Origin of the sequence: Picosynechococcus sp. PCC 7002 (genome assembly GCF_963860125.1) — a bacterium.
GTDB lineage: Bacteria > Cyanobacteriota > Cyanobacteriia > Cyanobacteriales > MRBY01 > MRBY01.
In genome coordinates this window covers 248,121-262,240 of the sequence record NZ_CAWLFA010000001.1, presented here as the reverse complement: position 1 = coordinate 262,240, position 14,120 = coordinate 248,121, and the positions used below count along the sequence as shown (strand labels likewise).

Genomic DNA, 14,120 nt, shown 5'->3' with positions numbered 1-14,120 from the left:
TTTTTTAACCCCGATGACAGACGCAAAAAACGTTTTAGGAACTGCCCTCCAGCCTTGCAGTACCGACCCCTTAACTGGATTTTATCGAGATGGCTGCTGCACCACTGGCGCGAATGATTTTGGCCGCCATGTGGTCTGTGCAAAAATGACGCCAGCTTTCTTGGAATTCACCAAAAACCAAGGCAACGACTTGAGTTCCCCCGTGCCCCAATACCATTTCCCTGGCCTCAAACCTGGCGATCGCTGGTGTCTCTGCGCTGCCCGCTGGCAAGAAGCCTTTGAGGTTGGTGTTGCGCCTCCAGTTCATCTCGAAGCCACCCATGCTAAAGCCCTAGAAATTGTTCGCCTCAAAGATCTACAGCACCACGCCTTGGTTTCCTAACGGAGCTTGGATTACTGCCTCCAATTCAGGCCAGTCTCTGCCCCTAAACCAAGGGCCGATTACCCCAAATTTTCTCAAACAGTTGAAGGAACATCTTTTCAGGGGAGTCGGCATCTATAATGAACATCGGTTCGCCATTCTGTTTCACCCCTAGCGGCACAATCTCACCCACCATGAAAATTGCCAAGAACATTACCGAATTAGTAGGAAAAACGCCCCTTGTGCAGTTAAATCGTATTCCTGAGCAGGAAAATTGTGTTGCCCAGGTTGTGATCAAATTAGAAGGGATGAATCCAGCCGCCTCCGTTAAAGACCGCATTGGCGTCAATATGATCGAAGCTGCCGAAGCCGCTGGGGAAATCACCCCCGGTAAAACGATTTTGGTAGAACCGACTTCCGGGAATACAGGCATTGCCCTAGCGATGGCCGCTGCCGCCAAAGGCTATCAGTTAATTTTGACGATGCCAGAAACCATGAGTATGGAGCGACGGGCCATGCTCCTCGCCTATGGAGCACAACTCGAACTGACCTCTGGGGATGCGGGCATGAGTGCTTGTATCACCAAAGCCCAGGAAATCGTCGATACCCTGCCCAATGCCTATATGTTGCAGCAGTTTAATAATTTGGCGAACCCCGATGCCCACCGCAAAACTACAGCCCTCGAAATTTGGGAAGATACAGAGGGAAAAGTCGATATGATCATTGCTGGAGTTGGTACCGGTGGCACAATTACCGGAATCGCCGAGGTGCTAAAAAAATATAAGCCCGAATGCCAGGCGATCGCCGTTGAACCAGCCAATAGCCCCGTACTTTCTGGTGGTAAACCCGGCCCCCACAAAATCCAAGGCATCGGCGCGGGTTTCGTCCCCAGTGTGCTCAATCAAACCATCATTGATGAAGTGGTGACGGTAACCGACGAAGCCGCGATTAATTTTGGCCGTCGCTTAGCTAGGGAAGAAGGTATTTTATCGGGCATTTCAACGGGGGCCGCCCTCTGTGCTGCGATCAAGGTTGCCCAACGTCCAGAAAACAGTGGCAAACTCATTGTTGTGATCCAACCAAGCTACGGGGAAAGATACCTGAGTACTCCCCTTTATCAGGATCTCCCTGCCAACGTGATTCATTCGGTTTGAACTCGTTTTTTCACACAATAAAAGCCCCCTACATCGCTAGAGGACATAGAGGGATTTTGAATTTTATTTAATGATTGACTCAATCGAGGCGAATCATCTACTTAATAAACAGCATTTCCTGGTAAGTGGGCAGGGGCCAGAAGCTGTCTGGTAGTTCATTTTCCAACAGATCTGCGTAGCTACGAACCTCATCCATCAGAGGGCGAATGGTGCTCGCGCAATAGTGCATATGCTCTTCTGTAGAAGCAAAATCTTCTTTTTCAAAGGCAGCACTGAGCTTTTCGGTGGCAGCCATCAGGCCATTGGTGAGACTAGAAACCGTTTCTGCACTTTTCTTCTCGAGGGAAATGCCGAGATTCACGAGGGCAGTGATCGTGCCTGACAACTTGGACAGGTATTCCACAGCGGCGGGATAAACCATGGTTTTTGCCATGTTCATCACCAGTTTGGCTTCCACTTCAATGGATTTGATGTACTGCTCAGCGTAAACTTCAAAGCGGCTTTCGAGTTCGATGGGAGTCAGAACCTTGAGCTGGTCAAATAAGGCGACTACTTCATCTTCCTTGAGCACAGGTAGGGCATCAGCAGTGGTGGGCAAATTCCGGAGACCACGTTCTTGAACGGCTTCACGGTGCCATTCTTCGGAGTAGCCATTGCCACCAAAGATCACAGAACCATGGTCGTTCATGATTTCTTTGAGAACCGTGAGAATGGCTTCGCTAATTTCTAATCCCTTCGCCAATTCACTTTCGAGGCGATCGCCAATCCAACCGAGGGAATCTGCGAGGATCGTATTCAACGCCACCAAAGGCCCAGACACAGACTGGCTAGAACCCACAGCCCGGAACTCAAAACGGTTTCCGGTAAAGGCAAAGGGGGAAGTCCGGTTGCGATCGCCCGCATCTTTAGTCAGCTCAGGCAGTACCGCCACACCGAGATCCATAACGCCTTTCTTCTTCGACTCAGAAACAGTGCCGTTTTTGATTTGCTCAAAAACTTCCTCCAACTGAGAACCGAGGTACACAGACATAATGGCTGGGGGGGCTTCATTGGCACCGAGGCGGTGGTCGTTACTGGCATTAGCAATTACCGCCCGCATCAAAGGTCCAAACTTATGGACACCACGGATTACCGCCCCACAGAAGACGAGGAACTGAGCGTTGTCATGGGGAGAATCGCCCGGATCCAGCAGATTACCCTGGGTTGCATTCCCCACAGACCAGTTCACGTGCTTACCAGAACCATTGATCCCGGCAAAGGGTTTTTCGTGGAGCAAGCACATAAAACCGTGCTTTTTCGCCGTGGTTTTGAGGGTGGTCATGATCAACTGTTGGTGATCACTGGCCACGTTTGCCGCTTCAAACACAGGCGCAATTTCAAATTGACCCGGTGCCACTTCATTGTGACGGGTTTTTGCGGGGATACCGAGCTTATACAGTTGCGCTTCCACATCCTGCATAAAGATTTGTACCCGCTCAGGGATGGCCCCAAAGTAATGATCATCAAATTCTTGGCCCTTAGCCGGAGACTTACCAAAAAGGGTACGACCAGCCAAGAGAAGATCCGGACGTTGGTGGGCGAAGTTAGAGTCAACGAGGAAATATTCCTGTTCTGCCCCACAACTGGAATTGACCCGGGCGATTTCGGTGTGACCCAACAATTTTAAAACTTTCTGGGCTGCCTTATTCATGGCATCGATGGAGCGCAGTAGGGGCACTTTTTTATCGAGTGCTTCCCCAGTCCAGGAGACGAAAACGGTAGGAATACAAAGGGTCGAACCATTTTCGGTTTCCATGATGTAGGCCGGACTGGTCACGTCCCAAGCCGTATAACCCCGTGCTTCAAAGGTGTCACGGATCCCACCGTTGGGGAAAGAAGAACCATCGGGCTCCCCTTGTACCAGTACCTTACCGGAAAATTCGGAGATGACTTTTCCATCGCTCTGGACAGAGACGAAACCATCGTGTTTCTCTGCGGTGAGGTTGGTCATCGGGTAGAAGACGTGGGCGTAGTAGAGAGCGCCCTTAGACATGGCCCAATCACGCATTGCTGTTGCCACAGCATCGGCCACGGAAGGGTCTAGCTTTTCACCGGAAGTAATGGTGTTTTTGATAGATTTAAAGACGGCCTTTGGGAGACTGGCCTGCATCTTACTCAGATCAAAAACATTAGTAGCCCAAGCTTCTTCGAGCTTAATGGGCGGTTCACACTTGATGGGGGTACGATTGGTAATTTGCTGAATCGCTTGAACACGGGCGGCGTTTCCAGTCATAGGTTTTTCCGTAGATCTAACCGCACCATACTACCCAAGACTAATCCTAAAAACAGATAAGATCTATACAGAAATCGAATTCACTTTTGTTTTTTTCATCTGCTTTTTGGGGGATTTTTCCAAGCCCAATACCACTGAATCACAAGTTTTTCTAATTCTACCCAAACAAAGAGTAGGGTACTGACCCCCAAACAAATTAACAGTTGCTGGCCAGAGAGACGTTGGGTATCGAAAAATAGCCGTAGGGGTTCGACATAGATCAGCATGAGTTGGAGGATTGTTGTGGCGGCCACGGCAATAATTAGGTAGGGATTCCTTAGGGGATTACTGGTTAGGGTCAGTTGGGTGCGGGAGCGCACGGCGATCGCATGGCCCATTTGCGAAAGGCAGAGGGTCGTGAAGACCATGGTTTTCCAATTATCGGGGTGGGCATTGTAGCTATAGGCCATGAGGGCAATGCTGATCACGGAGAAAATCAAGCCAATGCGCAAAATATAAGCGCCTAGCCCCCGCGCAAAAATACTTTCCTGGGGATTAAAGGGACGGCGTTGCATCACGTCAGGTTCAGCGGGTTCGATGGCAAGGGCCAGGGCGGGTAAACCATCGGTGACAAGGTTCATCCAGAGAATTTGCAGGGGAATGAGGGGCACTTCCGATAAACCGATCAAGGGAGCAGCGGCAATGGTAATTACTTCGCCAATGTTGCTACCGAGAATGTATTGGATAAAGTGACGAATATTCGTGTAAACGACCCGGCCTTCTTCGGTGGCAGCGACAATGGTGGCGAAATTATCATCAAGGAGCACCATGTCACTGGCTTCTTTACTGACATCAGTGCCTGTAATTCCCATGGCAATGCCAATATCAGCTTGCTTGAGAGCGGGGGCATCATTAACCCCATCTCCGGTCATGGCGACAAATTTACCGCGACTTTGGAGAGCCTGGACGATGCGCAACTTATGTTCTGGAGCCACCCGTGCATAGATACTCACGGTTTCGACCATGGCTTCTAGATCGACCTGGGAAAGTTTACTAAGCTCTAACCCTGTGAGGGCCTTGGCGTCTGGGGTCGCAATGCCCAATTGTTGGGCGATCGCCTGAGCCGTAAGTTGGTGATCACCGGTGATCATCACGGGCCGAATCCCGGCGGCGCGACATTTCGCCACGGCCTCTTTGACTTCCGGACGGGGCGCATCCATCATCCCCACTAGGCCCAGCCAAACCATTTCCTGTTCCGCATTTGTCTCGGCTTGGGCTTCTGGTACATGGGTTAAACAACGTTGGGCAAAGCCCAAAACCCGTAAACCTGCCTGGGCCATTTCATTGTTGCGCTGGAGAATCGCGGCCCGATCTTCTGCTTGGAGAGGCAAAACACCCGTGGCGGCTTGGTACATTTGACAGCGCTCTAGCACCAACTCCGGCGAACCTTTGCAGCAGAGCAAATAAGCTGCCGTTGATTCAGCTTGGTCAGGGTTTGGCGTGGCGCAAATAACGCTCATACGTTTGCGTTCCGAGGAAAAGGGAAATTCTCCCAAGCGGGGCCATTCTTTCTGGAGAGCTTCAGCAAATAGATCCCCTTTGCCAGACAGACTCAGTAAAGCCCCTTCTGTGGGGTCACCAATAATCAGCCAATCCTGGTCGTCTTGTTTTAAAACGGCATCATTGCAGAGGACACAAGCCCGTAATAATTGCTGCACTTCGGGATGTTGAGTTGGATTGAGGCTTTGATCCTGGGACAAAAATTCGCCAATGGGGGCGTACCCTTCCCCGGTAACCCGGAGGGACTGGTCTTGGGTTTCTAGGCGCTGTACCACCATTTTGTTCTGGGTGAGGGTACCCGTTTTATCGGAGCAAATGGTATCGACAGAACCAAGGGTTTCAACGGCAGGTAGTTTTCGGATCAGGGCCTGGCGTTTCACCATGCGCTGGGTGCCAATGGCAAGGGTAACGGTAATTACAGCGGGCAATCCTTCTGGGACGACGGCCACGGCCATACTCAGGGAAACTTCGATTAATTCTTTGATGCGACTAAAATTACCCACCTGGAGGCTACCAAAAACCACCACCAAAATCACGAGGATAAGTGAGCCGGTGACTAGAATTTTGCCGAGGTGGGCCATCCGCTTTTGGAGAGGGGTTTGGCTAGCTTTGACGCTTTGGAGCATTTGGGCAATCTTGCCGAGCTCGGTGCTCATTCCAGTGGCAGTGACCAAGATCTTGCCCCGGCCTTGGAGGACTTCTGTGCCTGAAAAAACCATATTTTGGCGATCGCCTAGGGGCGTATCCGCTGCGAGCCCCACTGGACAAATCCTTTTGGTGACGGGGTTGGCTTCTCCGGTTAAGGCTGACTCGCGCACTTGGAGCTGGGCCGCTTCGAGGACGAGACCATCGGCACTGAGTTGGGAACCAGCTTCGATAAACATCAGATCTCCGGGCACCAACTGGGCCGCTTTGACTTCAGAAAATTGCCCCCCACGACACACCCGCACCTGGGGAGAAGACATTTTCTTGAGAGCGGCCAGGGCTTTTTCGGCGCGACTTTCCTGCATGAATCCCAACAGTCCATTGAGAACCACAATGGCCATAATGGCGATCGTATCCTTGAAGGGAACCGTTCCTTCCGGTAAGGCATTGGCACGGAGTTCTACAAAATCAATTACCCCAGAAATTAGGGCCACGACAATCAACATGATCAGCATCACATTTTTAAACTGATCGAGAAAAATTTCCCAAGTATTACGCCCCCGACCAGCTTCGATTTCATTGGGGCCATAAAACTGTTGACGTCGTTCTACCTCCGATCTTTCTAGGCCCTGTTGTTCATCCGTTTGAAATACTTGGAGGACATGGGCGATCGCCTGATGGTGCCAAGGGGCCGCTGGGTCTGGTAAAGAAGTCTTTTCGTGGAGATCACTCACAATCACAATCCAAAAAAAATATCGCTCAAATATTATCCGTAATCATAAAGGTTATCGCTCGAATATTGCTTTACACTGGCAAAAATTATGAATTTTTGTTATACTATTAGTAACGGCCATTTTTCGACAGTAGCAAGACAAAATGTAACGGCTTTTGGCGAGAGTCAAGCAGGCAATAGAAGTTGTGAAATAATAAAAGTAAGGGACTTTGTATTCTGTATCAGAATTGATTTTTCACTAAATTTTTTGGGGCAATAATCGACTGTGATGTCAGCTCCAATGATGTGAACAAGTACCCGCCGAAAGCCGATGACCTAGGCAACAAAAAGACCGTCGAAAAACTGGCTCGGTTTTGTGCAAAATTGGCAGGAGGAAATAAAATATGAAACGCCTATTATTAGCCCTCGCAACCCTCACAATGCTCTTGGCGATCGCCAAGCCAGCTAGGGGCGAAAACCCAGACCACGTAAAACGTCTGTTGGAAACGGGTGCCTGCCAAGGCTGTAACCTCATTGGCGCGGATCTCAGGGAAGCGCACTTAATTGGGGCCGATCTGCGGGATGCGAACCTCAGTTATGCCAACCTCGAAGGGGCCAACCTCGAAGGAGCCGACTTAACGGGTGCGAACCTTTCTGGGGCCGACTTTACCGATGTTTTTCTCACCAATGCGGTCTTAAACTATGCCCGAATCAACCGGGTAAATTTCACCGCAGCACGGATGTATGACACCCATGTTTTTGGGGCTGTGATGGAAGATTTAACCTTAACCGATGCAGAATTGTTTAATACCGATATCAGCGTTGGTGGTAGCTACGAAGACTTTGAATTGCCCGAACAACAATAAAGAGTAATCTGCTATTGTCCTTTCAAGACTGATCGGCGAAAGGCACCATGGCAAGCTCCCGAATATTTTCTCAGAAAGATTTTTATCTACTCGGCATTTGGGTGGGGTTAGGAACGTTATTGCGCTTCTGGAACCTCACCCTTAAGTCTGTGTGGGGAGATGAGTGGGCCACTTTAGTCTTTAGCTTGGGCCATGGTTTCCGGGAGATTCCCTTAGACCAGTTGATTGCGGCAGATCTTCTCCTGACACCACTCCGCTATGAAACTGGCACGAATCTTGCGATAGTCAGCGAGATGCTCCTCAGTGAGAGTAACCATCCGCCTTTATACTACTGGCTGACCCACCTCTGGCTCGATTTGTGGAGTACAGACGGGGAATTAATCAGTATTTTTGTGGGGCGATCGCCTGCTGCTTTTTTTGGGGTTTTACTCATTCTGGTGGTGTTCGGGGTGAGTGCCTGGGTTTTTAAAAATAAATGGGCGGCCCACGGTGGGGCGATCGCCATGGCCTTGTCCCCCTACGCCGTTTATCTTTCCCAGGAGGCCCGTCACTATACCCTGGCCATGATTTGGATGACCCTGTCCTATGGATGCGTTGCGAAAATAATCCAAGCTCAACAACGGTCGCACAAAATTCCGTTTCAAGTGTTATTAGGCTGGCTAATCGTTAATACTTTAGGGGTAGCCAGTCATTATTTCATGGTGCTATCGCTCTTTGCGGAAGGACTCGTTTTACTCTTTTGTTATGGTCAGGATTTAAGAAAAAATTGGCACCAAAAATCTCTTGCAAAAATCTTTTTCCCAGGCTATTGGCAACGGATTTTTTGTGGGGCGATCGCCTCGGCAATTGTCGTTTTTCTGCTGCTCAACCACTGGCAGAGCCAAAATAATGACGAACTGACTTCCTGGCTCAATCAAGACTACGGTTGGGGGTTAGGAAATCTGCTGCCACCGCTCCGTTCCTTGGGGTGGGCCTTGGGGATGATTTTTATGCTACCCATCGAAGCAGATCAAACTTGGTTAGTGGTGGCCGCGGCGATCGCCCTTTTGCTGATTTTGCTCTGGTTTATTCCTAATCTGACAGCGGCATTTCAACAAAGCTGGGCGCAATTAGAAGTCAAAATTTTCACAGGTATTATTCTTGCGAATCTGGTCACAATTCTTGGTATTACCTATGTGCTGAAATTGGATATTACCCTAGCCCCTCGCTACCATTTCATTTATTTCCCGGCGTTAACGATTCTATTGGGATTTTTCCTGGCGCAGATGGGAAAAAATATTGCCTGTTCTAAGTTATTCTGGCCCCAAAATTGTCGTCTCAGTGCCCTAATGATTGTGGGTTTAATGGGTTTAAGTAGTTTGTGTGTCAATGTCGATCTTGCCTACCGAAAGCCCGAAAATAATCAGGCGATCGCCCAAATCCTCCAACAAAATTTAGACTGGAATGACCCTCAAATTTTTGCGACCCATTACTATGAAATTGCCGTAACCCGCACCCAGATGGGCCTTGCCTGGGCTTTGCATCACCTCGATCCCAGCCTGCAACCTCGGTTTTTAATTCTCGATAACTTTTTCAAACAGGATACAGCCGCCAAAGTCCTTGCTGAAACTGCGACTCAGCTCACGACACCAACCCAGATCTTGATGTTTAATACCCATTTTGCGCCCCCAGAATCCATCTGTCCGTTGCAACCAGAAGCAAGGCAAAAAGTGACCGGATATCGCTATCGTTTGTATTTTTGCGATCCTTCTTCTAATTAATTTCCCCATCACCAAAAAAAAAGAGACCTACCCATGGTAAGTCCCTTGTCAGTTAAGTTAGATATTTTGAAAAACCAAATGAATCTTAGGATTCAAACAAGACGTTAGGCCGCTGCGAGGTTAGCCGCCACGAAATCCCAATTCACAAGACTGGTGAGGAAGGTGTTGATGTAGTCGGGGCGACGGTTTTGGTAGTCGAGGTAGTAGGCGTGTTCCCAAACGTCCATGGTGAGGAGGGGAGTTTGGCCTTCGGTCATGGGGTTGCCAGCATTGCCGGTTTTAGTGACCTTGAGGGTGCCATTGTCGAGGACGAGCCAAGCCCAACCACTACCAAACTGGGTGCCACCAGCGGTTTTGAAAGCCTCAACGAATTTATCAAAACTACCGAAGTCGGCGTTGATTTTGTCGGCGAGGGCACCAGTGGGTTGACCACCGCCACCGGGCTTCATGCAGTTCCAGTAGAAGCTGTGGTTCCACGCTTGGGCAGCGTTATTAAACAAACCTGCTTTGGCGGGATCTGCAGCTACGGCTTTGATTACGTCTTCGATACTTTTGCTATCCATGTCGGTGCCAGCTACGGCATCGTTGTACTTGGAGACGTAGCTCGCATGGTGCTTATCGTGGTGAAATTCTAAGGTGCTCTTCGAGATGTGGGGTTCGAGGGCAGTGTAATCGTAGGGTAATGAAGGTAGTTCGTATCCCATGGTGGTGTTTTCCTCGTTGGAGTTTGCAGGATGCTTCAGAGATTTCCTATCTCAGGAAGATTCTGAAGTGAGAGTTGTTCGTAGAACGTACTGATCGAGATCTTAGCATGAACATTTACCGACCCTGGGTAGAGACATCCGCACCCTGATCCGCTGTGGGGCGATCGCCAAAACCTGATTTTTACTGCGACAGTTGGGCACAATGCACCACGACAAAAGACCCCTGGGCGATTGGGCACCAGAGGTCTTTGATTTTCTGAAGATAGTTTTTTCGATGGAGATAACCGGACTCGAACCGGTGACTTCTTGCATGCCATGCAAGCGCTCTACCAACTGAGCTATACCCCCTTAGGCACGGATAATATATTGCCCTAACTATTTTAGGCTTGTCAAGCTTTGGGGGAAAAAGTTTTGGCTCACCCTAGCTCATTTGGGCTTCGGGGACGGCTTGCTGGTGGTTTTGGGTGATTTCGACATAGATATGTTCGAGCTGAATGCCTTGGCGGGCAATGGAATCGATGGGAATGCCCTGAAAAATATCGAGAATGTCTGAAAGTTCTAAGGCTTCTGGTAGCCAAAAGGCGAGATCGCCACCATAGTCCCGTTGGGTAAAGCCGGCGGCGGTGCCTTTGGCGATCGCCCCTTCTCTGTCCGTCGTTTGCAGCAGGACAACTTCCTTGGCGGGAATCCGTTGGCGTAGTTCCGGAAGCGTCCCCTCGGCGATAATTTGTCCCCCTTTCAGAATGCCAATGCGCTGGCAGAGTCGCTGGGCTTCATCTAAAAGATGGGTTGTCAGCAAAATTGTCATGCCTTCATCCCGGAGCCGCTGGATCAGTTGCCAAATTTCATAGCGGGTTTCGATATCTAGGCCCGTGGTCGGCTCATCTAAAATCAGCAATTGGGGTCGGTGCATCAGGGCAATGGCAATGTTCATCCGCCGTTGCATCCCGCCACTGAGGGTTTCGACAGGAGCACCGTGGCGATCGCCAAGTCCTACAGCCTCTAGACAAGCGCCGATCTGCGCCTGACAATCCTGTTTCGACAGCCCATAGATGCGACCATAAAACCGGAGATTTTCCGCACAGGTCAGGGTTTTGTAGAGCAAATTTTCCTGGGGGGCGACACCGATAATCTTTTTCGTGGCCTCAGAAAGGGGAGAAGCGGCAATTTCAATGGCACCACCGTCGGCCTGGAGTAAATTACACAGGATATTGATGGTTGTGGTTTTTCCGGCTCCGTTCGGCCCCAGGAGGCCATAAATTTCCCCGGTGTCGATCCACAAATCGAGGCCCCGGAGCACCGGGCGTTGGCCATAGGATTTTGTGAGGTTGTTAATTTTCAACATAGGCGATCGCCTTTTTTCCCAATCTTAATGCTGTAATTTAGCCTTGCTCTGGTACACCGAGGGTTGTGACATAGAGCACCGCCTCATCATCGGGAATGCCGAGAACCTCATTGACTTGATCATCAAAGAAGCCTCCAATGCCACTGACCCCCAAGTCTAGCTGGATTGCGGCAAGGTTTAAACGTTGTCCCAATTGGCCTGCATCCATGTGTAAGTATCGATAGGCGCGATCGCCATAGCGACTGACTGCTGCCCCTAGATCTGCCGTGTGGAAAACCAAGGCCGCCGCATCCCGACCCAAATCTTGACCTAAACAAAGGTAATGCAACTCTTCGCGAAAATTTTTAAAGCGTATTTGCCGCAGTGCCTGGGCCTTAGGCGCATAGTAATAGCAACCCGCCTCTAAGCCTTCTACCCCAGAAACCGCCACAAAGGTCTCGATCAAACTCAAGTCAAAATAGTCCGGGTCGCCTAGTAGACCCTGTTCTCCATAGTCCTCAGGATGATAGGTAAAGTGGAGTATCAGTTGCAATTCTTCGAGGGTGAGATCTTCCCCGGTGTAGGCCCGGGTCGAGCGCCGTTTTAACAGGGTTTCTTCTAAATCCTCCTGGTCTTCGCCCCAGTCAATGCGCTGACGATAACGATTTTCGGCATCAGTATTTGCGAGGGAAACCTTTAGGCAAAATGGAAAATTATATTTGTCTTCTAACAGATTCGGTTGGTGGGGGGGCACCGAAGACTTGGCCTGAATCATCGAAGCTTCATGGAGGGCTTTGAGTAGCTCGTCCTCTGCCAAATCAGGGTAATTGAAGGACACCGGGGAGGGTAAGGCGGTTTTGCCGTGACTGGTTGCTTGGGGTTGTGGATTGAGGGCCATAATGCTGGTCACGGCCTCTGTTTCACCGTCGAGATAGAGGAGTTGATTCATCAGGCGATCGCTAAACCCACCGATGAGATGGGGGCGAAATCCATGGGCTGTGGCCGCCAGGTTCACATTGCCTAGCAAATGGCCCGTATCTAGAAAAATGCGACGGTAAGCCCGGGCTTCATAGCGCCAAGCCGAGCGATAAAAAATTGCTGTCGTTACTAGCGCGAGTTGGGTTTTTTCGAGGGCCGGATGGCGAAAGCAAGCTTCTTGGAGATCGACCCAACAGTGGTTATCCCAAAAGCGCAATAGGGTATGGGTTTGGGGCTGGTAGTGGTAAAGGCCCGCCGGGAGCAATTCAGTGCCCCGGGAGATGAGATACAGTTCCGCCGGATACAGACCCCCCGCCGAAGGGGCCGTTCTGAGGTAAACAAAATCTCCCCCAAAAGTCGGAATTTTGGCGGTCAGCCCGTAGCTCAACAATAGTAGATAGGACAGGTTTTCCCATTGGGGCTCATTGCGGTCAAGTTCTAAATAGGGCTTGAGATCGTAACTGGTGCCAATTTTGTAGCCTTTGAAGGGACTCGGCTGCTGGGACCAGTCTAGGGATTTGCCCCGCTTGGAAAGGGTTTGGGGATCGTATTTGGTGCGTTGGTGATAATGGGCTGAGAGGGCTAAAGATCGGCTCATTTTTTCCCGAAAGCAAGAAAACTCTTCCATTATCCCCCTTGCTTCCCCCTTGACGGAAACTTTTTTCCCGGCGATCGCTTCTTTAGGTAGCATGAAAGGCAAGGCGATCACCCTTTGGAGTTTTCGGTTATTGACTATGAAAATCACTGCTTTACGATCGATGCTGCTACTTGGTTTGTTCAGTAGTGGTGGCATCCTGCTTGCTCCCTCCCCCAACCAAGCCCAGACCCTCCTGGCCCAAGGAAATCTTACCCTTGCCTTTGGCCTTAACCAAGCGAAAAATCTTGCCCGCCAAGCCGCAGAGGATGCCAATGGTGGCCTGAGTCAATATCGGGCCGAACCTTCCATGCATGGTGATCCCTTGGCGTCCCCCTATGTGGACAATGGCGATGGCAGCTATACTTTCACCTTCCGGGGACGGCAACCGGCATCCACGGATTATGTCTACGAAACCGTCGTCACTGTCGCTGACGATGGCACCGCAACCATTGATTACAACGGGCCAATTCGCTCTGATAATTTCAACAGCACCAATATCGCTGCGGCGAGCCTCGACCTCAACCAGGCGAAGAACCTCGCCCGCCAAGCTGCTGAACGGGAGAATGGTGGTCTGAGTCAATATCGCGCTGAACCCTCCATGCATGGTCTAGCAGAGCAATCTCCCTACGTTAGCAATGGTGACGGCAGCTATACTTTTACCTTCCAAGGCCGCCGTCCCGAATCCCTTGATTACACCTACGAAACAGAGGTCAAGGTGCTGACGGATGGGAGTACCCAGATTCTTTACAATGGCGACGTGCGTACCAGTGACAGTACCGTAGATTCCGGCGCGACTATTGTTGATCTCAATCAGGCGAAGAACCTCGCCCGTCAAGCTGCTGAACAAGAAAATGGCGGTTTGAATAACTACCGGGCTGAACCGGCAATGCACGGCAATCCCAATGAGTCTCCCTATGTACTAAATGCCGATGGGAGCTACACGTTCACCTTCGAGGGGCGTAGACCCGGCTCCGTTGACTACACCATTGAAAGCGTTGTGACTGTTACCCCCGATGGCACCGTAACCATCAACTCCAACACGAGTCTGTAAACGGCCCATTTCACTGGGAAACAATTAACGGCGAGACCTTCCCAGGGAGGCCTCGTTTTTTGTGTCGGGGCTGTCTTGATGGAAAATTGCTTACAATTTCTAAACTCCCCTCAACAA

10 protein-coding genes and 1 tRNA gene are annotated in these 14,120 nt (G+C 50.3%); 5 read left to right on the top strand and 6 right to left on the bottom strand.

Annotation, left to right across the window (positions count from 1 at the left end; all coding sequences use genetic code 11):
• Positions 1-13 precede the first annotated feature (13 nt).
• Positions 14-382 (top strand): DUF2237 family protein, encoded by a 369-nt coding sequence (locus AACQ84_RS01245; protein WP_012305883.1) that lies wholly within the window; start codon positions 14-16, stop codon positions 380-382.
• 173 nt (positions 383-555) lie between these two features.
• Positions 556-1,515, top strand: a complete 960-nt coding sequence (cysK, locus tag AACQ84_RS01240) for a cysteine synthase A (protein WP_012305882.1) — start codon at positions 556-558, stop codon at positions 1,513-1,515.
• A gap of 97 nt (positions 1,516-1,612) precedes the next feature.
• Here the strand turns inward: cysK and AACQ84_RS01235 are convergent, their stop codons facing one another.
• Together AACQ84_RS01235 and AACQ84_RS01230 are read right to left on the bottom strand one after the other, a co-directional pair.
• Positions 1,613-3,787 (bottom strand): glutamine synthetase III family protein, encoded by a 2,175-nt coding sequence (locus tag AACQ84_RS01235; protein WP_012305881.1) that lies wholly within the window; start codon positions 3,785-3,787, stop codon positions 1,613-1,615.
• Between the two features lie 95 nt (positions 3,788-3,882).
• Positions 3,883-6,705 carry a cation-translocating P-type ATPase gene (locus tag AACQ84_RS01230; protein ID WP_049761697.1) on the bottom strand — a complete coding sequence of 941 codons (2,823 nt, stop codon included), beginning with the start codon at positions 6,703-6,705 and terminating at the stop codon, positions 3,883-3,885.
• Between the two features lie 382 nt (positions 6,706-7,087).
• Between AACQ84_RS01230 and AACQ84_RS01225 the strand changes: the two genes are divergently transcribed.
• Complete coding sequence (locus tag AACQ84_RS01225) at positions 7,088-7,549, top strand: pentapeptide repeat-containing protein (RefSeq protein ID WP_012305879.1); 462 nt, start codon at positions 7,088-7,090, stop codon at positions 7,547-7,549.
• A 47-nt stretch (positions 7,550-7,596) separates the two neighbouring features.
• Complete coding sequence (locus AACQ84_RS01220) at positions 7,597-9,309, top strand: glycosyltransferase family 39 protein (RefSeq protein WP_012305878.1); 1,713 nt, start codon at positions 7,597-7,599, stop codon at positions 9,307-9,309.
• 104 nt (positions 9,310-9,413) lie between these two features.
• On the opposite strand, the gene AACQ84_RS01215 is transcribed toward AACQ84_RS01220, so the two are convergent.
• The 4 genes from AACQ84_RS01215 to AACQ84_RS01200 form a co-directional block, all read right to left on the bottom strand.
• Entirely contained in the window at positions 9,414-10,013 is a 600-nt protein-coding gene (locus AACQ84_RS01215) for a superoxide dismutase (protein ID WP_012305877.1), read from the bottom strand.
• A gap of 275 nt (positions 10,014-10,288) precedes the next feature.
• Positions 10,289-10,361: transfer RNA gene (locus tag AACQ84_RS01210), tRNA-Ala, on the bottom strand.
• 73 nt (positions 10,362-10,434) lie between these two features.
• A complete protein-coding gene (locus AACQ84_RS01205) occupies positions 10,435-11,358 on the bottom strand; it encodes an ABC transporter ATP-binding protein (RefSeq protein ID WP_012305876.1) in 924 nt (307 codons plus the stop codon).
• A gap of 37 nt (positions 11,359-11,395) precedes the next feature.
• A complete protein-coding gene (locus tag AACQ84_RS01200; RefSeq protein ID WP_012305875.1) occupies positions 11,396-12,913 on the bottom strand; it encodes a SagB/ThcOx family dehydrogenase in 1,518 nt (505 codons plus the stop codon).
• A gap of 49 nt (positions 12,914-12,962) precedes the next feature.
• Here AACQ84_RS01200 and AACQ84_RS01195 point away from each other — a divergent pair, with 49 nt between their 5' ends.
• Complete coding sequence (locus AACQ84_RS01195) at positions 12,963-14,003, top strand: hypothetical protein (protein WP_049761540.1); 1,041 nt, start codon at positions 12,963-12,965, stop codon at positions 14,001-14,003.
• Positions 14,004-14,120 lie beyond the last annotated feature (117 nt).